General features: G+C 63.6%; 18 protein-coding genes and 1 tRNA gene. 13 read left to right on the top strand and 6 right to left on the bottom strand.

Translation table 11 applies throughout. The annotated features are described in order from the left end of the window. Positions 1-200: 200 nt before the first annotated feature. The 6 genes from JQ591_RS29460 (at position 201) to JQ591_RS29435 (ending at position 6,042) form a co-directional block, all read left to right on the top strand. Positions 201-653, top strand: a complete 453-nt coding sequence (locus JQ591_RS29460) for a DUF2231 domain-containing protein (protein WP_211399478.1) — start codon at positions 201-203, stop codon at positions 651-653. Next, a complete protein-coding gene (locus JQ591_RS29455) occupies positions 650-1,984 on the top strand; it encodes a PQQ-dependent sugar dehydrogenase (RefSeq protein WP_211399477.1) in 1,335 nt (444 codons plus the stop codon). The genes JQ591_RS29460 and JQ591_RS29455 overlap by 4 nt, the downstream gene beginning before the upstream one ends. An 18-nt stretch (positions 1,985-2,002) precedes the next feature. Further along, a complete protein-coding gene (locus JQ591_RS29450) occupies positions 2,003-2,206 on the top strand; it encodes a hypothetical protein (RefSeq protein ID WP_041748230.1) in 204 nt (67 codons plus the stop codon). A gap of 155 nt (positions 2,207-2,361) precedes the next feature. Further along, a complete protein-coding gene (locus JQ591_RS29445; protein ID WP_211399476.1) occupies positions 2,362-3,567 on the top strand; it encodes an MFS transporter in 1,206 nt (401 codons plus the stop codon). Between the two features lie 168 nt (positions 3,568-3,735). Continuing rightward, positions 3,736-4,965: a CaiB/BaiF CoA transferase family protein gene (locus JQ591_RS29440; RefSeq protein WP_211399475.1), complete on the top strand. Its 1,230-nt coding sequence runs from the start codon at positions 3,736-3,738 to the stop codon at positions 4,963-4,965. Between the two features lie 198 nt (positions 4,966-5,163). Continuing rightward, positions 5,164-6,042: a 3-keto-5-aminohexanoate cleavage protein gene (locus JQ591_RS29435; protein ID WP_211399474.1), complete on the top strand. Its 879-nt coding sequence runs from the start codon at positions 5,164-5,166 to the stop codon at positions 6,040-6,042. Between the two features lie 39 nt (positions 6,043-6,081). Here JQ591_RS29435 and JQ591_RS29430 read toward each other — a convergent pair whose 3' ends face one another. After that, on the bottom strand, positions 6,082-7,626 hold the full coding sequence (locus JQ591_RS29430) for a hypothetical protein (RefSeq protein WP_211399473.1): 1,545 nt from the start codon (positions 7,624-7,626) through the stop codon (positions 6,082-6,084). Between the two features lie 281 nt (positions 7,627-7,907). Between JQ591_RS29430 and JQ591_RS29425 the strand changes: the two genes are divergently transcribed. Both JQ591_RS29425 and JQ591_RS29420 read left to right on the top strand, forming a co-directional pair. Further along, the gene (locus JQ591_RS29425) at positions 7,908-8,123 is read left to right on the top strand and encodes a hypothetical protein (RefSeq protein WP_018457601.1); all 216 of its coding nucleotides are present in this window, start codon (positions 7,908-7,910) and stop codon (positions 8,121-8,123) included. 108 nt (positions 8,124-8,231) lie between these two features. Beyond that, entirely contained in the window at positions 8,232-8,624 is a 393-nt protein-coding gene (locus tag JQ591_RS29420) for a RidA family protein (protein WP_211399472.1), read from the top strand. Between the two features lie 6 nt (positions 8,625-8,630). Here JQ591_RS29420 and JQ591_RS29415 read toward each other — a convergent pair whose 3' ends face one another. Next, positions 8,631-9,296 carry a TetR/AcrR family transcriptional regulator gene (locus JQ591_RS29415; protein WP_211399471.1) on the bottom strand — a complete coding sequence of 222 codons (666 nt, stop codon included), beginning with the start codon at positions 9,294-9,296 and terminating at the stop codon, positions 8,631-8,633. A gap of 251 nt (positions 9,297-9,547) precedes the next feature. Between JQ591_RS29415 and JQ591_RS29410 the strand changes: the two genes are divergently transcribed. Further along, complete coding sequence (locus JQ591_RS29410) at positions 9,548-10,783, top strand: acyl-CoA dehydrogenase family protein (RefSeq protein WP_211399470.1); 1,236 nt, start codon at positions 9,548-9,550, stop codon at positions 10,781-10,783. Positions 10,784-10,931: 148 nt separating this feature from the next. After that, positions 10,932-11,990 carry a phosphotransferase family protein gene (locus JQ591_RS29405; protein ID WP_211399469.1) on the top strand — a complete coding sequence of 353 codons (1,059 nt, stop codon included), beginning with the start codon at positions 10,932-10,934 and terminating at the stop codon, positions 11,988-11,990. Between the two features lie 108 nt (positions 11,991-12,098). Here JQ591_RS29405 and JQ591_RS29400 read toward each other — a convergent pair whose 3' ends face one another. The 3 genes from JQ591_RS29400 to JQ591_RS29390 all read right to left on the bottom strand — a co-directional run bounded on the left by JQ591_RS29400 (position 12,099) and on the right by JQ591_RS29390 (position 15,859). Continuing rightward, positions 12,099-12,401 (bottom strand): GIY-YIG nuclease family protein, encoded by a 303-nt coding sequence (locus JQ591_RS29400; protein WP_211399468.1) that lies wholly within the window; start codon positions 12,399-12,401, stop codon positions 12,099-12,101. Positions 12,402-12,649: 248 nt separating this feature from the next. Beyond that, positions 12,650-13,837 carry an acetylornithine deacetylase gene (gene argE / locus JQ591_RS29395; protein ID WP_211399467.1) on the bottom strand — a complete coding sequence of 396 codons (1,188 nt, stop codon included), beginning with the start codon at positions 13,835-13,837 and terminating at the stop codon, positions 12,650-12,652. A gap of 1,236 nt (positions 13,838-15,073) precedes the next feature. After that, positions 15,074-15,859: an SDR family NAD(P)-dependent oxidoreductase gene (locus tag JQ591_RS29390; RefSeq protein WP_211399466.1), complete on the bottom strand. Its 786-nt coding sequence runs from the start codon at positions 15,857-15,859 to the stop codon at positions 15,074-15,076. 134 nt (positions 15,860-15,993) lie between these two features. On the opposite strand from JQ591_RS29390, the gene JQ591_RS29385 reads away from it, so the two are divergent. Continuing rightward, the gene (locus JQ591_RS29385; protein WP_211399465.1) at positions 15,994-16,692 is read left to right on the top strand and encodes a histidine phosphatase family protein; all 699 of its coding nucleotides are present in this window, start codon (positions 15,994-15,996) and stop codon (positions 16,690-16,692) included. A gap of 67 nt (positions 16,693-16,759) precedes the next feature. Further along, on the top strand, positions 16,760-17,527 hold the full coding sequence (locus JQ591_RS29380) for an SDR family NAD(P)-dependent oxidoreductase (protein ID WP_085395575.1): 768 nt from the start codon (positions 16,760-16,762) through the stop codon (positions 17,525-17,527). A gap of 149 nt (positions 17,528-17,676) precedes the next feature. On the opposite strand, the gene JQ591_RS29375 is transcribed toward JQ591_RS29380, so the two are convergent. Beyond that, positions 17,677-18,948: a serine hydrolase domain-containing protein gene (locus JQ591_RS29375; RefSeq protein WP_211399464.1), complete on the bottom strand. Its 1,272-nt coding sequence runs from the start codon at positions 18,946-18,948 to the stop codon at positions 17,677-17,679. 163 nt (positions 18,949-19,111) lie between these two features. Here JQ591_RS29375 and JQ591_RS29370 point away from each other — a divergent pair. After that, positions 19,112-19,187 (top strand) — tRNA-Trp (locus JQ591_RS29370). Positions 19,188-19,235: the final 48 nt, after the last annotated feature.

Here is a 19,235-nt window from a genome sequence, read left to right as displayed (position 1 = left end):
GCCGCGCAAGCTGCTCGACGTCAGCCGCCTCGCAAAACTCGGCTGGCGCGCGACGACGCCGCTTCACGATGGCTTGACGCGCGCATACGCGGCGTATCAGGCCGGCGCACCGGTGACGGCGCAAGGGCAACAAGCGTAGGAACCTTCATCGCAAGGACGAGTTGGCCGTCGGGCAGGGCGAAAGTCACACGAGGCCGACCGTGCAAGACAACGTGCGCGTGCGCACCACCGCGCAGATCGCGGGCCATCCGATTCATCCGATGCTGGTGCCGATACCGATCGCGTGCTTCATCGGGGCGCTGCTGACCGACATCGCCTACGTCGTCAGCGCCGAGATCATGTGGGCGGATTTTTCGGCCTGGCTTCTGGTGGTCGGCATCATCTTCGGCGTGCTGGCGGCGATCGCGGGCCTGACCGATTTCCTCGGTAACCGCCTGGTGCGGGCACAGGCGCCGGCCTGGCCGCACCTGATCGGCAACGCGGTGGCGCTGGTCCTGGCCATCGTCAACACCATGATCCACATGCGTGACGCCTGGACCTCGGTGTGGCCAACCGGGCTCGCGCTTTCGGTGATCACCGTGCTGATCCTGCCCGTCACCGGCTGGCTTGGCTGGGCCATGGTGTACCGCCACGGCGTGGGAGTTGCGCGATGAAATTCTCAATCGCTCGCGCGCTGTTGTGCTCTTCGCTGCTGGGCCTGGCCGCCTGCAACGACGGCAGCGGCGATCCGAAGGCGCAAACCGGCGCCAACCCGACGCTTCCCGACATCCAGCAATATCTGCTGCCGCCGATGCACATCGCCCGCATCGTCGGCTGGAAGAAGGACGAGACCCCGGCCGTTGCGCAGGGCTTGCAGGCAAAGGCCTTCGCGACGGGCTTGCAGCATCCGCGATTCCTTTACGTGCTTCCCAACGGCGACGTGCTGGTGGTGGAATCCAAGGCGCCGAAGGGTGCCCCGATCAAGCGGCCCAAGGAAATCGTGATGGGATACATCGAGTCCTGGGCGACATCCGGCGGCGATACCGGCGAGAGCAACCGCATCACGCTGCTGCGCGACAGCAATGGGGACGGCGTGCCGGACACGCAAAGCGTCTTCCTCGACCATCTCAACTCGCCGTTCGGTGTCGCGCTGGTCGGGAACGACCTCTATGTCGCCAACACCGACGCGATAGTTAGATATCCCTACACGGAGGGTGATGCGAAGATCACCGCGCCGGGCACGGTGCTGACGCCGCTGCCGGGCGGGCCGATCGACCATCACTGGACCAAGAGCCTGGTCGCGAGCCCCGACGGTTCAAAGCTCTATGCCGGCGTTGGCTCCAACAGCAACATCACCGAGAACGGCATGGAGGCCGAGCACAATCGCGCCGCCATCCTCGAGGTCGACCGTGCCAGCGGCCGCTGGCGCATCTTCGCGAGCGGCCTGCGCAATCCCAACGGCCTCAGCTTCGAGCCGCAGACCGGGGCGCTGTGGACGGTGGTGAACGAGCGCGACGAACTCGGTCCCGATCTCGTTCCGGACTACATGACATCGGTGAAGGACGGCGGCTTCTATGGCTGGCCCTACAGCTATTACGGCCGGCACGTCGATCCCCGCGTCAAGCCGCAGCGGCCCGACCTCGTCGCAAAGGCGATCGTACCTGACTACGCGTTGAGCTCGCATGTCGCGCCGCTCGGAATGGCCTTCAACACAAGCGCTGGTCTGCCGGCCGCCTATCGCGGCGGCGCCTTCGTCGGCGAGCATGGCAGTTGGAACAGGCAGGTCTTGAACGGCTACAAGGTGGTGTTCGTGCCGTTCATGGATGGCAAGCCGAGCGGTCCGCCGCAGGACGTCGTCACCGGCTTCCTCAACAACGACAACCAGGCGCGTGGGCGGCCCGTCGGCGTCGCCATCGACAAGACCGGCGCGCTGCTGGTCGCCGACGACAGCGGCAACACGGTCTGGCGCGTAACGGCGGCGCATCCGCAGCTCACGCAGCGATAGATATCGAGGAGTTACACCATGGGCCTTGCTCAATACGCCATCGTACCGGTGCAGGACGAATGGGGCGTGCTTCACGACGGCAACGTCAACGGTAAATACGCCACCAAGGAATCGGCGTTCGAATCGGCGGTGGCCGCCGCCTCGTTGGCGCTTCGCCAGGGCCACGAAGTCCATGTCAGCGTGCCCGGCCGGGAAGCCGGCGAGAACGCGCTCGGCAGCTAGGAGTTCGCCCCCTGCTGCCGGCTGCTGACAAGAAGAAGTTGCTCTGCGGCTGACGCTGCGGTGCCATTCGGAACCATCATTCCCGATTCTCGCATCTCCAGCTAAGACAGGTGTCACAGGCGTGATCTGCGCCTGGCGGGCAGGCGACGGTTGGAATGCGGTTTCTGAAATCTGACAGGAGGCTCATCGGCGTCCTGGTGGTGCTCGCGGTCTCCCAACTTGTTGGGTGGGGTACGATAGGTCTTCCCGCCATCGTCGGACGCGATCTCGCGGCCGATCTCGGCATGAGCCTGCCGGCGGTGTTCGCCGGGACGTCCGTTCTCTACGTGTCGATGGGGCTGTGCGCGCCCTGGCTCGCCAAGTCGTTTGCGCGGCACGGCGCACGAAAGGTCATGATATCAGGCACGGTCCTCACCGTGCCGGGCTTCATACTGCTGTCCCTCGCGCGCGAGCCGATGCTGTATTTCGCCGCCTGGATCGTCCTCGGCATCGCCGGCAGCGCCACGCTTTCGACCGGCGCCTATATCATGCTGAACGAGGTCGCCGGGCGGCAGGCCAAGAACGCCATCGGCGCGCTCATGCTGGTGACGGGCCTGTCGAGCAGCATCTTCTGGCCGACGACGTCTTTCCTCAGCGGTCAGCTCGGCTGGCGCGCGATGTGCCTCGTCTACGCGGCGATGATGATCGTCATCAACCTTCCGCTCTATGCGTTCCTCGCACCGCGCCGGAAAATCGCCGGGGATCGTGGTGGCGAGCCGGTGAAACATTCGCCGCCGCCTGCCATTCCCAGGAGCACCTTCAGCCTCGTCGTCGCCGCGATCACGCTGAATGCCTTCGTCAATTTTGGCATCGGCGCCATCATGATTGAGTTGCTCCGGGCGGAGGGGCTTCCCCCGGCGCAGGCGCTTGCGTTCGGCTCGATGCTGGGCGTGATCCAGGTCAGCGCCCGCGGGCTCGATTTTCTCGGTGGAGGGCGGTGGGACGGGATCACGACCGGGCTCGTGGCGGGCACGGCATTGCCGGTGGCCATGATGCTGCTGATGACGGGCGAGGGCGCGACCTGGGCGGTCGCGGTCTTCATCCTGCTCTACGGCGCCGGCAGCGGCGCGATGGCGGTGGCGCGGGCGACGATCCCGCTGGTGTTCTACGATCAGGCCGAGTTCGCCAAGGCAATGTCGATGATCGCGCTGCCGCTTAATCTCGCATCCGCGGTCTCGCCGCCGCTCCTTGTCGGCCTGCTCACCCAGTTCGGCAGCCGCGGCGCGCTTGGTCTCACCTTCGTCTGCTCCTGCGCCACGGTGCTGATCCTGGTCCTGCTCGGCCGCCGCCGACCGCAGGTGGCTGCGGCGGCCGCGACCTGAAATATTCGCACTGCGGAAATTGACCACGCGGGTGACCTGTCCTGGCGAGCGAGGGGATGGCCGTATGCCGCCAGTGCAGTGCTCAGAGCGCGAAAATGGTGTATCCGCAGGGAGCGCGGCCCGCCGCAAGCCGCCGCGCCAAGATCCAGTTCCCCGGAGGAAATCGACATGTCGGCCCTGCCGCTCTCAGGCATCAAGATCCTTGACCTCACCCGCGTGCTTGCCGGGCCCTTGTCGGCCCAGATGCTGGGCGATTTGGGCGCGGAGGTGATCAAGATCGAGCGGCCGGGCACCGGTGACGACGCGCGCGCCTTCGGCCCGCCTTATCTGACCGACCCTGATGGCAAGGCCAACAACAACAACTCGTTTTACCTCTGCGCCAACCGCAACAAGAAGTCGGTCACGGTGAACATCGCCAAGCCCGAGGGACAGGCGATCATCCGCGAGCTCGCCAAGGACGTCGACGTCTTCATGGAGAACTACAAGGTCGGCGATCTCAAGCGCTACGGCCTCGACTACGAGACCATCAAGGCGATCAATCCCGGCATTATCTATTGCTCGGTGACCGGCTTCGGCCAGACCGGACCTTATGCGCCGCGCGCCGGCTATGATGCCATCCTGCAGGCGATGGGCGGCCTGATGAGCGTCACCGGCCATATCGACGGCGAGCCCGGCGAGGGCCCGATGAAGGTCGGCCCGTCGATCGTCGACTACATGACCGGCATGAACACCTCGATCGGGATTCTCTCGGCGCTCTACCATCGCGACGTCAATGATGGCGTGGGACAGCATATCGACGTCTGCCTGTTCGACACCGTCATCGCATCGTTGTCGCACTGGCTGCAGATCTACCTCGTCAACGGCAAGACGCCGCCGCGCCGCGGCACCTGGGGCAATGGCGGCATGCCGGCCGGCGTGTTCCGCTGCACCGACGGTGAGCTGATGCTGGTGGTCGGCAATGACGGCCAGTTCCAGCGCACCTGCGCCGTGCTCGGCGAGCCCGAGCTTGCGAGCGACAAGCGCTTCGTCAAGAACAACGACCGCGTCGTGCACGGCAAGGAGATCATGGCGATCTTCGCCGGCCTGTTCCTGAAGCAGCCGGTGGCCTATTGGCTGGACAAGCTGGAGGAGGCCGGCGTGCCCTCTGGCCCGATCAACAATTTCGAGCAGGTGTTTTCCGATCCGCACGTCCAGTCGCGCGGCATGCGGGTGAAGGTCGACCATCCCTTCCAGCCCGATCTCTCGCTGATCCGCAACGCGCTGACGCTCTCGGAGACCCCGATCGAGACCTACCGCGCCCCGCCGCTGCTCGGTGAGCACACCCAGGAGGTGCTCGGCGGCAAGCTCGGCTATGATGCCGGCAAGATCGAGACGCTGAAGCAGCAGGGTATTATCTGATCTTGTTTCCCTCTCCCCTTGTGGGAGAGGGTGGCTTCGCGAAGCGAAGACGGTGAGGGGTTCGCTCCGCGAGTAAAACTCTTGCTTGAGCGCGTGGATAGAACCCCTCATCCGGCGCTTCGCGCCACCTTCTCCCACAAGGGGAGAAGGGAAGACGGCGCCGATCGTGTTGAGAGAGACGAGCAAGGGACAGCACGCATGACCCCCACCAAAACCATCATCACCTGCGCGATCACGGGCAACCTGACCAAGCCCGAGCAGTCGCCGCATCTGCCGATCACGCCCGAGCAGATCGCGACATCGGCGCTGGAAGCGGCCGAAGCCGGCGCCGCCATCGCCCATATCCATGTCCGCGATCCCGCGACGGGGCGGCCCTCGATGGCGATCGATCTCTACCGCGAGGTGGTTGAGCTGATCCGCGCCCGCAACAACAGCCTGGTCATCAACCTGACGACCGGTCCGGGCGGACGTTTTGTTCCTTCGATCGAGGATCCCCGCGTCGCCGGGCCGGGCACCACGCTGCTGCCCCCCGAAAAGCGCGTCGAGCATATCGAGCTGCTCAAGCCCGACATCTGCACGCTCGATCTCAACACCATGAATTCCGGCGGCGAGGTCGTGATCAACACCCCGCGCAACGTCCGCATCATGGCCGAGCGGATGAAGGCGGCCGGCGTGCTGCCGGAGATCGAGCTGTTCGATTCCGGCGACTGCCATCTGGCGCGCGACCTCTTCGCCGATGGCACGCTGAAGGGACCGGGCCTGTTCTCGCTCGTGCTCGGCGTCAAGTACGGCTTCTCCGCCACGCCGGAGACGATGTTCTATGCCCGCAGCCTGCTGCCGCCGGGCGCGATCTGGTCCGGTTTCGGTATCGGCCGCGCTGAATTTCCGATGGTGGCGCAGGCCTGGCTGCTCGGCGGCCACGTCCGCGTCGGCATGGAGGACAATCTCTATATGTCCAAGGGCGTGCTGGCGAAGACCAATGCCGAGCTGGTCGCGCACGCCGCCGGCATCCTGAAGAGCCTCGGCGCGAGCGTCGCGACCGCCGTTGAGGCGCGCGCGATGCTCGGGCTTGCCTGAGCGACACAAGTCCCGATCAGACGCGCCCGGCTGGCCGTCTTATGACCGGAGTCCGGGAAGCCAGACGCCGAGAACGCCGATCGGGTTGTACACTCTCTGGCGGCGGGGTGGCACAACGAGCTTCTGCTCCGACCCGCCGAACGTGTTGGAAACCAACTTGGCGACGTTGGCGGCTCCCACGCCGTCGGCTTCGTTGAAATAGTCGATGCCTGCGCCGCCTTGCGTGTCGGCGTCAGCCTCTGACCCCTGCACGGCATAGCCAGCCTTGGTCAACGCCTCCTTGACCTTGTTGACGACGTCATCAGGCTGGCCGGCCGTATGAAGATACAGGCGGAAGCGCTTAGGATCGTTGTTGTCCTGCTTGACGCTGCTGGTCGCCTGCGCCGTATTGATCGCAAGTGGAGGCGTGGATCCGAGTTCGTCGCGACTGCAGTCGCCCAGCCCGTTGAAGCACGCCTGCACCTTCTGCGAGACCGCAGCCTTCACCAGGCTGGTGTCGGTCTTCGGGTCAATGACGTTGTCCTTGGGAATTCGCTTGACCGCGCGATAGCCGATCGCGATCGGGCGAAGGAACGTCTGCTTGAGTGACTGGCCATTCGAGGTCTCGATTTGCAACGTCGTTTCGTTCCCGGCCGGCCGAGCCGTCGTCGTCTCGGGCGTGTTCGCGGCCGTCCCTTTTTCCAGCTTGACGGTGCGGCCCGGCCCTCCCATCGCGGTCTCGCCTGAGCGCGACCGATGGGTGCTTTGGTCGATGTAGCGTGCGAGGTAGACGCGGTTAACTAGCACCACCTGGAGCGGATACCTGTATGGATTGCTCGACGATGATGATGCCCCGCCAGCGTCCACTGTTGATGGATCATTGCTGTCTTTCGGCTTCAAATCGAACGCGCGCGGCGTCACGAAGGCAAGGTGCCTGCGCAGGGTTTCGTCGGTACAGCGGTTGGGATCGTTCCTGTCGGAACAGAATTTCTCGAGTTCGCCGACGGCTTCGATACTCGGTATTCCGTAGGTCTCCGCGACCGGGATGTTGAGCTCTATTCCGCTGTCCGACTTGAAACCGAATGTCGTCGAGAGCCAACCGAGCAGGCCGCCGCTGAAGCCGCTTTGCTGCTTGATCGTGAAGCCCGGGAACGCCGCGATCGGCAGTGTAGTGCGTTTCTCGGGATGGCTCAGTATGCCTTCCGCGTTGGGCTCCTGATCCCAAGGCCGGGTCTGGTCGGTCGGGCGCGGCTTGGTGTTCGGAAACAGGTAGGACTGCCGATAGGCTTTATCGAGGTCGGCCGTGAGGTCTTGATGCGTCAGCTTGATCGAGCGCAGCGCCAGAGCGGTGCGCGAAGGCTGCCCGTTCTCGCTGTCATCCAGGACCGCGTAGATGTCGCCGACGGCGACATCCTCTTCGGGCGGGAAAACCGGATCGATGCCGAGCTTGCTGATGGTGGCATTCCATTCTTCGATGACATTGGTATTGCTGGGTCCCGTCCCGAGCCATGCCAGAAGAAGGGATGAGGCGGCAGCGAATACGACCAGAGCGGCAACGATTTGGCCAATCCTTTGCCACCGAAGCGACGGAACGGAAAATCGCATTGGATGCCTCAAAATGAAATAAACGCATGAAATGTTGTTCACCATAGCCGAGGCATAGGCACAAGCAAAGATAGCCGTATCAAATAATACAACTTTTCTGCGGTTGGGACACAAGTGACCTGAAGACAAGTTGGCGCGAATGCTTGGCCTTGCGCGCGCGATGCTCGGGCTTGCCTGAGGCTTGCGGGCAATCCCCAGATAATCCCGGTCCGTACTCACACAGGCTTTCGCTCCGCGCGCGACTCAGATTCGATCCGTCCACTCAGTCCGGGAGGGAACGAATGTCCTACACGATCGGGTTTCAGGCCAAGAACCAGAAGGCAATTCTGGCGACCGAGGCGGCAACGGCCAACCAGGCCGTCGCGATCATTGCCGCGCTGCGGCAAAGCGCCGACGAAATAAAGTTCATCCGCTCGCCGCAGGAAGGTGACATGGGCATCGAGATGCTGCTGCTGCTCGCCAAGGAAGAGGCCGAGGAGATGCCGCAGCACGCCTAGGCGGTTCGGCGAGCAAACTTCGATCAGAAGCGAAGCATGACGGCTGCAAGATGATGTAGCAAGCCGTCATCTCGCTTGAACCGAAGGTGGCCGCCCATGAAACCTGAAATGAAACGCGAAGCGCTTCGCGTCGAACCGATCTCGACATTCCTCGATCGCTGGAAGGCGCCGACCTCGCCGGTCACGCGCGCCGGCAACATGATCTTCGTCGCCGGCCTGCCGCCGTTCGACCCCGAGACGGGCGAGATCGCGGAAGTCCCGATCGAACGGCAGAGCGAGCTCGTCATGGAGCAGATGAAGCTGTGCCTTGAGACGGCGGGCGCGAGCCTCGACAACGTCATGAAGTGCAACGTCTATTGCACCTCGACAAAACACTTCGCTGCGTTCAACGCCGTCTATGCGCGCTATTTCCCGCACGATCCTCCCGCGCGGATCTTCGTCTGCACGCCGGAATGGTTCGGCCCCTTCGACGTCGAGATCGACTGCATCGCGATGATGTGAGGGGGGCTAGCGGGCGTCGCGCGCCAGTGCGCGCGCCTTCGTCTCCACCTTTCCCGCCGTCAGCGCCATCGTCGCGACGCTGACCACCCGCGCAATCACGTCCTCGACGTCGTCGAGGTCGCATTTGCCTTCCGACAGCTTTATCAGCCGCTCGCTCTCGCGGATGGTGTGGTGTGCCATCGCGAGCGCGAAATTCAGGCCCCAATAGATATCGACGTCACTGCGGTCGGGCAGGGCGCGGCGCATCGCGCCGGCGAATTTCCGCAAATGGTCGATCTCGCGGTTCTTGATGCGGCGGATCGGCGGCACGGATTCGATCGAGGCGCGGATCATGAAGCGCGCCGCGGCCGAGCGCTGGTTCTCGGGGCCAAGGCAGCCGCGCAGCGTCGGGCCGACCAGGGCATGCAGGATCAGCTCGATCGGCGCGCGGCCGCCGCCTTGCTCCTCCGCCGCCTTCAGTTCGCGCAAACGCTCGCGGTTGGTGGCGATCGAACGGGTGACGAACAGCTCCGCGATCAATTCGTCCTTCGAGCCGAAATGATAGTTCACCGCCGCGAGGTTGACATTGGCCTCCGCGACGATGTCGCGCAGCGTCACGTCGCCGAACCCGCGATCGGCATAGAGCCGTTCGGCGGCGGCGAGAATGGCAGTCCGGGTATGATCGCTGGCCATGGGAGCCCCTCGGGGAGGGAGTTGCAATTCAAACAGTTGTATGAAACTATCGTTTGAAGGCCGGGAAAGTCAATCCGCAATCGGGACTCGTTCGCAAACGCGCGAACCGGTTCCGAAGCGTCCGCAAGCCGCGCATTCGCGCTTGCAGGTCGCCCGGTGCGGGAGGACAGTCCGGCGCAAAACAAGTTCGCCAAAACAAGTTCGCCAAAACAAGTTCGCCAAAACGAGTTGGCAAAGACGAGGAGCGTCCCATGGATTTCGATCTGTCGCCGAAGCAGAAGGAATGGCTCGACCGCGTGCGGTCCTTCATGACCAAGCACGTGCGTCCGGCGGTGCCGGTCTATGATGAGCAGGATCGCACCGGCGAACGCTGGAAGGTGATCCCGGTGCTCGAAGACCTCAAGAAGAAGGCGAAGGCCGAAGGCCTCTGGAACATGTTCATGCCGCCGAACGAGCATGAGGATGACGAATTTCGCGGCGCGGGATTGACCAATCTCGAATACGCGCTGCTTTCGGAGCAGATGGGCCACATCTCCTGGGCCTCCGAAGTGTTCAACTGTTCCGCGCCCGACACCGGCAACATGGAAGTGTTCATGCGCTACGGCTCCAAGGAGCAGAAGCGCAAATGGCTGCGTCCGCTGATGGACGGCGAGATCCGCTCCGCCTTCCTGATGACGGAACCGGCGGTGGCCTCGTCTGATGCCACCAACATCGAGACCAGCATCGCGCGCGACGGCGACCACTACGTCATCAACGGCCGCAAATGGTGGTCGTCCGGCGTCGGCGATCCCCGCTGCAAGATCGCGATCCTGATGGGCAAGACCGATTTCAAGGCGGCCAAGCACCAGCAGCAGTCGCAGATCCTGGTTCCGCTCGACACCCCCGGCATCAAGGTCGAGAAGATGCTGCCGGTGTTCGGCTTCGACGACGCGCCGCATGGCCACGCCCAGGTGCTGCTCGACAACGTGCGGGTGCCGAAGGAGAACATCCTGCTCGGCGAAGGCCGCGGCTTCGAGATCGCGCAGGGCCGCCTCGGTCCCGGCCGTATCCATCACTGCATGCGCACCATCGGCAAGGCCGAGGAGGCGCTTGAGAAGATGGTGAAGCGGCTCACCTCGCGCACTGCATTCGGCAAGCGGATCGTCGAGCATTCGGTGTGGGAGCAGCGCATCGGCGAGGCCCGTACCAATATCGAGATGACGCGTCTGCTGTGCCTCAAGGCCGCCGACATGATGGACAAGGTCGGCAACAAGACCGCGCAGGCCGAGATCGCCATGATCAAGGTCGCGGCGCCCAACATGGCGCTGAAGATCATCGACGAGGCGATCCAGGCCTTCGGCGGTGCAGGTGTCTCGGACGAAGCCGGCCTTGCCAAGGACTACGCTCACATCCGCACGCTCCGTCTCGCCGACGGCCCGGACGAGGTGCACAATCGCGCCATTGCCAGGCTTGAAGTTCGGAAGTATGCAAACTCTTCCAGTCACTAAAAGGGAAAGCCCTGCGGCGCTCCCGATCTGAAGAAACGACGGGGCATGATCCGCTTTCGGAATGACCGCTTGACGCAAGTGCGTCAGCGGTTACCGATTAGGATCATGCTCGACCTGAAATGGTCAGGACTGAAGAGGGAGCGTCATCGTGGCTGACGGCGTCAGGAAAGACGAAGAATTCTCGGGCACCAAGCCGGTCGAGGAGCGTCATCGTATCGACGAGATGCGGCTCGAAGCCTGGATGCGCGGCAACGTCGAGGGCTATCAGGGACCGCTGGTCGTCCTGCAGTTCAAGGGTGGCCAGTCCAACCCGACCTACCGGCTCGACACGCCGAACCGCTCCTACGTGATGCGCAGAAAACCGTTCGGCAAATTGTTGCCGTCGGCGCATGCGGTCGATCGTGAATACCGTGTGATCGCGGCGCTGGGAAAACAGGGTTTTCCGGTCGCGAAGGCCTATGCGCTGTGCCAGGACGACAGCATCATCGGTTCGGCCTTCTACATCATGTCGATGGAAGACGGGCGGGTGTTCTGGGATCCGACGCTGCCGAGCCAGACGCCGGAGGACCGCCGAAAGATCTTCACCAGCAAGATCGAGACGCTGGCAAACCTCCATATGTTCGATCCCACAGCGATCGGTCTTGGCGACTTCGGCAAGCCCGGCAACTACTTTGCCCGACAGATCGATCGTTGGACCAAGCAGTATCGCGCCTCCGAGACCCAGACCATTCCGGAGTTCGAGAAGGTCGCCGAATGGTTGCCGAAGACCGTGCCGGAGCAGGCGCGCATCTCGATCGTCCACGGCGACTATCGCCTCGACAACATGATTTTCCACGCGACGGAACCGCGCGTGCAGGCCGTGCTCGATTGGGAGCTGTCGACGCTCGGCGATCCCATGGCCGACTTCACCTATCTGCTGATGCAGTGGGTCATGCCGGGCCTGGACGGCGCCGACCTCAAGGCGTTGAATATCCCGAGCGTGGAAGAGGCCGCGCAGATCTATTGCAACGTCACCAAGATGACGGTGCCTGATCTCAACTGGTATTTTTCTTACAACCTGTTCCGCCTCGCCGGCATCACGCAAGGAATCGCCGGCCGCGTCCGCGACGGCACCGCCGCGAATGCCAAAGCCCTCGAATCCGCCAGGCGCACCGTGCCGCTGTCGAAGGCGTCGTGGGACTACGCGCAGAAGGCGGGCGCGGTGTAGGGACTAATAAGAAGGCGCGGTCGATGGCCGCGCTTTTCGGTTGTGCGCCGTTCTCGTGTCCCGGACGCGGCGCAGCACGAAGTGCTGCCCCGCAGAGCCGGGACCCAGTCATGCCGCCAAGGTATTCAGCTCATCCGTGAGATCGCGCCAATCCGGATTGAGCTCCTCGATCAGCTTGAGCTTCCAGGCACGCCGCCATCGCTTCAGCGAATGTTCGCGCGCGCGAGCTTCGAGCACTGACTCGAAGGTTTCGAAATAGACCAGGAGAGTTACGCCGTATTGCCGCGTGAAGCCAGATATGAGTTTGGCCTTATGCTCGGTCATTCGCCGGGCGAGATCGTTGGTGACTCCCACATAAAGAGTCCCGTTTCGCTGGCTCGCGAGGATGTACACGAAGTAGAGCATGTCCATGCAACCGTCGTCCTATAGTAGCGCGACTTAAGATTGCATGTTTCGACCCGATCGCCAAGCACCTCTGGGTCCCGGCTCTGCGGAGCGTCACTTCGTGCCGCACCGCGTCCGGGACACGAGACCGGATTTCCCGGGGTCTATATTTCCATCGTGGCGGGACGGATTAGCGGCGGTGCTCGTGTCCCGGACGCGGTGTAGCGCGTAGCGCTGCTCCGCAGAGCCGGGACCCAGTTGGTCGCAGTCACCGATCATTTCTTCGCACAATGCGCGATCAGCCTCTCCACGAACCCCGCGCACTTCTCCAGCTCCGCCATCTCCACGAATTCGTCCGGCGTGTGCGCCTGCGCGATCGATCCGGGGCCGATCACCACTGACGGGATATCGGCCATGCTGGCAAACAAACTCGCCTCGGTGCCGAACGCGACCTTGGCGTGGTCGTTGCGGCCCGCGAGGCTCTTGGCCAGGGTGACGATTGTCGCGTCGGCCGCCGTGTCGAGCGCGGGGTAATCGAGGATCTCCTCGAAATCGATGCCGCAGTCCGGATGCTGCTTTTTCATCGCGGGCTCGAGCTCGGCCTTCGCCCAGGCGACAATCGCATCCGTGACTTCCCGCGACTCGGTGATGCCGATGCCGCGGCATTCGAAATCCACGGTGCAGGTATCCGGCACGATGTTCAGCGCGGCGCCGCCATGCACGATGCTGGTGAGTAGCGTCGAGTGCGGAACGTCGTAGAGGCTGTCGGTCGCTCGCACGGCTGCGAGCGCCACCGCACGACGGCGAATCTCGACGATCAGCTCGGCCGCATATTCGATCGCATTGACGCCATCGGGCGCGATCGAGGAGTGGCGCGCGAGCCCGCGGAACGTCGCGCGCACGCCGTGCTTGCCCTTGTGGCCGATGATGACCTTCATCTCGGTCGGCTCGCCAATGAAGGCGCCGAGCGGTTTTATCCGCTTCTTCGCGACCTCGTGCAGCATCGGCCGAACGCCGACGCAGCCGATCTCCTCGTCATAGGAGATGGCGAGATGAATCGGCGTTGCGAGCTTCGCCTCCAGCATCTCCGGCACCATGGCAAGGCACACCGCGACAAAGCCCTTCATGTCGGTGGTGCCGCGGCCGTAGAGCTTGCCGTCGCGCTCGACCAGCTTGAACGGATCGTGGCTCCAGTCCTGGCCGACCACAGGCACGACGTCGGTATGGCCCGACAGCACCAGGCCGGGGCGGTCCTCGGGTCCAATGGTGACCCACAGCGAGGCTTTCTGTCCGGTCTCGTCGACGATGCGCTCACCCTTGACGCCGAGGAAAGCGAGATAGCTCTCGATGTGGGCGATCAGGGGCAAATTGGTGCGGTCGCTGATGGTGTCGAAGCCAACGAGGTCGGCGAGAAGGTGGCGGATGCGATCGGGTCTTGAACTCGGGAAGATCGGGTTGGGCATTGTCATTTCTTGTCGGAGGGAGATGGAGGCTAAGGTTGCTTGCATGAACCATACCAACGTGGTGCGCCAATGAGCAAATCAACATCGGTTTGTAGGGTGGGTTAGCGTAGCGTAACCCACCACTTCCGTCTCTGCAGTATGGTGGGTTACGCCTTGCACCTCGTCTCGCGGAACCACCACGAATGTGATCGGCAACCCACCCTACAAGCCCTTGTATTGCCCGTCGGGCAAAACACCCAAACCGTCGGTCAATCCGCCCTGGCGAAAATATTCCACTTTACCGAAATTCGGAATTGGCGGATAGTGCGCCCACTCCGGCCCAAGGAAGAGGGGCGTATCGCGATCGTCACGAACGTGGGCCGGGCGGCGGTGGACGTGAGTTGCATCGGCGCGAAAAGCTTCGCAGGGCAGGCGACTGTGAGCGAAGACTTCGCGCCAACGACAGGTGTAGCTCGTGTACGGCGAAATCGTGTGGTCCTGACGCCCGGGGTCTGTGCGTCAAGTCTTGCGGTGATGTGGCGGTCCGACCGGGACGCTTGCATCAGTCATCTGCACGGCGACGGGGGCAATAGTGCATCGCTCCCCGGGGAGAGCACGACATAAGCCGTAAAACCACTGCGCAGGGAAGGCCGGTTGTTGTGGCTTCACCTGTATGCCGCTGTGCAGCTTTTTTTAACACACGCTTTCGCACAGTGGACCGCGGGTGCCAGCCGGCACCCGGTCTTCCCTGCGCCCTCTTTCATATGGGGGGTGAAGCGACGAAGCAAAGCTCGGGCGCAATGAGCCGCGAGGATGCGATCTCATGTCAGTCATTCGACAACGCTCTCGTGCCCCGGACGCAGCGCAGCGCCTCTTAGCGGTGCGCTGCAGAGCCGGGGCCCATGCAACAGCGAGTGCGTGGCCTGCTGGGTCCCGGCTCTGCGCAGCAACGCGAAGAGGCGTTGCAGCGCGTCCGGGACACGAGAGAGAGGAGTGCCGTTACGACATACTCCGTCATTGCGAGCGCAGCGAAGCAATCCAGAGTCTTTCCGCGGGGGCAGTCTGGATTGCTTCGCTGCGCTCGCAATGACGATGCTGCAGTTGCGCACTATCTCCCCAACGTCGTCCCGGCGAAGGCCGGGACCCAAAACCACAGGGAGCAATTTTGCGAAGACCAGTCGTTCGGGATTTGCACCGTGCACAAGCCGATAGACCTCGCGGTATGGGTCCCGGCCTTCGCCGGGACGACCGGGAACGCTAAACCGGCTTGCCCGTATACGGCATCGACGCTGTCAGCCCGCCGTCCACCGGGAACGCCTGACCATTCACATACGACGCCTCGTCGCTGGCCAAAAACAATCCCATCGCGGCGAGCTCGTGCGGTTGGCCCGGGCGCTTGAGCGGATTGAGCTGGCCGATCTTGTCGGCCGTGCCGCGCTCCTTGGCGCGGTCGAAGATCGGCTTGGTCATGCCGGTCTCGATCAGGCCCGGGCACACCGCGTTGATGCGCACGCCGGTGCCGGTGAGCGAATAGGCGGTGGTCTGCACCAGGGAGATGACGCCGGCCTTGCTTGCGGCATAGGGATGACCGCTGGCCCCGGCCTTGAGACCCGCGACGGACGCGGTCAGCACGATTGCGCCGGACTGCTGCTTCACCATGTGCGGCATCGCATGCTTCACCGCGAGGAACGGCCCGATCAGATTGATCCGCAAAACCTCCTGCCACTGTTCCACGGTCTGCTCGCCGAGCGGGACGAGTCCGCCGGAGACGCCGGCATTGGCCCAGATCACGTCGAGCCGGCCGTGCGTCTTCACCGCCTTGTCGATCACGGCCATGACGTCCTTTTCCGAGCCCGCGTCCGCCATCATGGCTTCCGCGACACCGCCGGCCTTCTTCACCTCGTCGACCGTCTCCTTCACCGCCTCGGTGCGATCGACGGCGATCAGCTTGGCGCCTTCCCTGGTGAACAGCAGCGCAGCTGCGCGGCCGATGCCGCTGCCGGCACCGGTGATGATGACGGATTTGCCTTGCAGACGGCCCATGCGTTTTCTCCCTTTGGTTCGTACGCGACGCTTGCCGCGCGACGGAATTTCAAACAAGATTTCAAACGGTAAAGTGTCTTGAGACACGTCCGCTACTGACGTACAGCGACATCAGACGGGATGGAAGGGTTTCGATGGCAGGTGCAGACAAGCCCAATGTGGTCACGACACGCTGGTGGTGGGTCCGTCACGCGCCGGTGCGAAATGACGGCGGCAATATCTACGGTCAGTCCGATCTCGCCTGCGACACCGGCGATACTTACGTCTTCAATGCTGTTGCCAAGGTGCTGCCACGCAAGGCGGTCTGGTATTCGAGCAATCTGATGCGCACGCACCAGACCGCCGAAGCGATCTGGGCGGCGGGCTTCCCGAGGCCTGCGGCGATGAAATGGGAAGCGGATCTCGCCGAACAAAACCTCGGCCGCTGGCAGGGCATGAACCGCGCCGAGTTCATCGCCAGCCGTCCCGTCGGCTCGAGCTGGTTTGCCGACATCAACGAGCCTGCGCCCGGCGGCGAAAGCTTCATGGACCTCTACAACCGCACCCGCCGCACCATCGAGCGGATCAACAGTGAGGTGGCCGGGCAGGACGTGATCGCGGTCGCGCATGGTGGCACCATCAAGGCGGCGCTGGGGCTGGCGCTCGACGGTCAGCCGGAGCGGGGGCTCGCGTTCGATATCGACAATTGCTCGGTGACGCGGCTCGATCATTTCGCAAGCCCCGAGCGCAATGTCTGGCGGCTGCCGATGGTGAACCAGCAGCCGTGGATCGCGGACGATGCGCATGCGGCGATGCATCAACTCGCGGGACCGGAAGTCAAGAAGCTCGCCTGAGCAATTGCCCGGTCGCGCGGACGCGGCGTAAGCTTCAAACAATCAAAACGTACTCTGGGAGAGAAACATGACCTTGTTCGACATGAAGGGGAAAGTCGCCGTCATCACCGGCTCGACGCGCGGCATCGGGCTTGCGATCGCCGAGCGCATGGCCGAGCACGGCGCCAAGGTCGTGATCTCCTCGCGCAAGGCCGACGTTTGCGACCAGGTCGCGAAGTCCATCAACGACAAGTTCGGCAAGGGCACCGCGGTCGCTATCGCCGCCAACATCTCCTCGAAGGAAAACCTGCAAAACCTCATCGACGAGAGCAATCGCGCCTTCGGCAAGATCGACGTGCTGGTCTGCAACGCCGCGTCGAACCCGTATTACGGTCCGCTCGCCGGCATCTCCGACGATCAGTTCCGCAAGATTCTCGACAACAACATCGTCGCCAACAACTGGCTGATCTCGATGGTGGTGCCGCAGATGATCGAGCGCAAGGACGGCTCGATCATCATCGTCTCCTCGATCGGCGGATTGAAAGGCTCGACCATCCTCGGCGCCTACGCGATTTCGAAAGCCGCCGACATGCAGCTTGCGCGCAACCTGGCCTGCGAATACGGCCCGCACAACATCCGCGTGAACTGCATCGCGCCCGGCCTGATCAAGACCGATTTCGCGAAAGCGTTGTGGGACAATCCGGAGAACCTGAAAGCCTCGACCGCGCGTTCGCCGCTGCTGCGCATCGGCATCCCCGACGAGATCGCGGGCGCTGCGGTGTTCCTGGGCTCGAAGGCCGGAGACTTCATGACCGGCCAGACCATGGTGATCGACGGCGGCGCCACGATCAGTTGAGGATCTTGTGTCCCGGACGCGGTGCAGCACGAAGTGCTGCTCCGCAGAGCCGGGACCCAGAATGTCGAGAGGATCGAGATCGCCGAGGCATGGGCCCCGGCTCTGCGCAGCAACGCTAAGGGCGTTGCAGCGCGTCCGGGGCACGAAGTCTAATCCACCGCCGCGTACACCAGATCCCGCACCAGCGTCCGCGTGTAGTCGCGCTGTCCCGGGCCCTGGCTCATGAACACGACGAACAGGTCCTCCTTCGGATCGATCCAGAAGAACGTCCCCGCGATGCCGCTCCAGAAATACTGGCCGACGCTGCCGGGGAAGGGCGCGATGCCGGCCTCGCGGCGTACCGCGAAGCCGAGGCCGAAACCGTGGCCGGGCGACAGCAGCGTGCCGTTGGTCACGACGTGAGGTCCGAGATGATCGGAGGCCATCAGCTCCAGCGTCTTGCGGCCGATGATCCTGTTGCCGTCGAGCGTGCCGCCATTGCGCAGCATCAGCGCGAAGCGGGCATAGTCCATGGCGGTGGAGACGAGGCCGCCGCCGCCGGACTCCATGATTGGCTGCTCGAGCATGTTGAACAGCGCGACCTTGTCGCCGGTCCAGGGATCGGCCGCGAACGGCTCGGCGAGCCGGCCGGCATTGGCCTCAGCTGTCGCAAAGCCGGTCTCGGCCATTTGCAAGGGCGCGAGAATGCGCTCGGCGAGGTACGCGCCCAGCGATTTGCCGCTGACGACCTCGATGATGCGGCCGAGGATGTCGGTGGAGCGGCTGTAGTTGAACTCGTCGCCGGGATGGCAGACCAGCGGGAAGCTCGCCACCAGGGCGGCGTGCTCGGCATTGGTGATCTTGCGGCTGCGCACCCGCGAGTCCTGGTAGATCTTGTGCACGGGGCCGTCGCCCTGGTGCTCGTAGGTCAGGCCAGAGGTGTGGCGGAGCAGGTCTTGCACCGTCATCGGGCGTTTCGGCGGAACCAGTTCCAGCTTGCCGCCGCTGACGACGCCGACCTTTTGGTCGGCGAACTCCGGGATGAATTTCGCGACGGGATCGGCAAGGAGCAGGTGGCCGTCTTCGACCAGCGCCATGATGCCGACCGACACGATCGGCTTGGTCATCGAGAAGATGCGGAAGATCGAATCATGCGCCATCGGCGCCGAGCCCGTCGGGCTCTGCTTGCCGAGCGCCTCGAACCAGCCGACCTGACCGTGCCGTGCCACCAGCACGGTGACGCCCGGAACGGTTCCCTTGTCGATCTCGCGCCTGAAGGCCTCAGACATGGCCTGGAGGCGGGGGCGCGACAGCCCGAGCGTCTCGGGGCGGGATTCCGGCAAAGGCGGGGTTTTCGGCGAGGTCGAGGGGCGGTGGGCGGCTGTCGCAGACGCTTGGGCAGTCGCAGAGGCTTGGGCAGTCGCAGAAGCTTGGGCAGTCATGGGCACTCCCGGTTGCTTGTTATTATTCGGAGCGGACTGTGGCCCAGAAGGCGCGGCACAAACAAGCGAAGCCGGCGCGCTTCACCCTTGCAATCCGGCCTTGCAATCCGGCCGCCCCCTGTGCTTCAAAGCGGCCTGATCCGCGCGGCAACGCAGGGTCCGTAGGAGTGTAGCTCAATTGGTAGAGCACCGGTCTCCAAAACCGGGGGTCGCAGGTTCGAGCCCTGCCACTCCTGCCAGCGAAATCAAACACTTAACCAAGCTGGGGGCGATCAGCTACCGCCCGG

Origin of the sequence: Bradyrhizobium canariense (genome assembly GCF_018130465.1) — a bacterium.
Taxonomy (GTDB): domain Bacteria; phylum Pseudomonadota; class Alphaproteobacteria; order Rhizobiales; family Xanthobacteraceae; genus Bradyrhizobium; species Bradyrhizobium canariense_C.
Note: the sequence above shows the minus strand (reverse complement) of the source record. Positions and strands in the feature narration are given on the sequence as shown.

Coding starts and splice junctions, on each gene's coding strand:
- JQ591_RS29445 (WP_211399476.1), top strand. CDS start 2,362: ATGCGGTTTCTGAAATCTGACAGGAGGCTCATCGGCGTCCTGGTGGTG.
- JQ591_RS29425 (WP_018457601.1), top strand. CDS start 7,908: ATGTCCTACACGATCGGGTTTCAGGCCAAGAACCAGAAGGCAATTCTG.
- JQ591_RS29435 (WP_211399474.1), top strand. CDS start 5,164: ATGACCCCCACCAAAACCATCATCACCTGCGCGATCACGGGCAACCTG.
- JQ591_RS29385 (WP_211399465.1), top strand. CDS start 15,994: ATGGCAGGTGCAGACAAGCCCAATGTGGTCACGACACGCTGGTGGTGG.
- JQ591_RS29450 (WP_041748230.1), top strand. CDS start 2,003: ATGGGCCTTGCTCAATACGCCATCGTACCGGTGCAGGACGAATGGGGC.
- JQ591_RS29415 (WP_211399471.1), bottom strand. CDS start 9,296: ATGGCCAGCGATCATACCCGGACTGCCATTCTCGCCGCCGCCGAACGG.
- JQ591_RS29390 (WP_211399466.1), bottom strand. CDS start 15,859: ATGGGCCGTCTGCAAGGCAAATCCGTCATCATCACCGGTGCCGGCAGC.
- JQ591_RS29410 (WP_211399470.1), top strand. CDS start 9,548: ATGGATTTCGATCTGTCGCCGAAGCAGAAGGAATGGCTCGACCGCGTG.
- JQ591_RS29400 (WP_211399468.1), bottom strand. CDS start 12,401: ATGGACATGCTCTACTTCGTGTACATCCTCGCGAGCCAGCGAAACGGG.
- JQ591_RS29375 (WP_211399464.1), bottom strand. CDS start 18,948: ATGACTGCCCAAGCTTCTGCGACTGCCCAAGCCTCTGCGACTGCCCAA.
- JQ591_RS29430 (WP_211399473.1), bottom strand. CDS start 7,626: ATGCGATTTTCCGTTCCGTCGCTTCGGTGGCAAAGGATTGGCCAAATC.
- JQ591_RS29455 (WP_211399477.1), top strand. CDS start 650: ATGAAATTCTCAATCGCTCGCGCGCTGTTGTGCTCTTCGCTGCTGGGC.
- JQ591_RS29440 (WP_211399475.1), top strand. CDS start 3,736: ATGTCGGCCCTGCCGCTCTCAGGCATCAAGATCCTTGACCTCACCCGC.
- argE (WP_211399467.1), bottom strand. CDS start 13,837: ATGCCCAACCCGATCTTCCCGAGTTCAAGACCCGATCGCATCCGCCAC.
- JQ591_RS29380 (WP_085395575.1), top strand. CDS start 16,760: ATGACCTTGTTCGACATGAAGGGGAAAGTCGCCGTCATCACCGGCTCG.
- JQ591_RS29420 (WP_211399472.1), top strand. CDS start 8,232: ATGAAACGCGAAGCGCTTCGCGTCGAACCGATCTCGACATTCCTCGAT.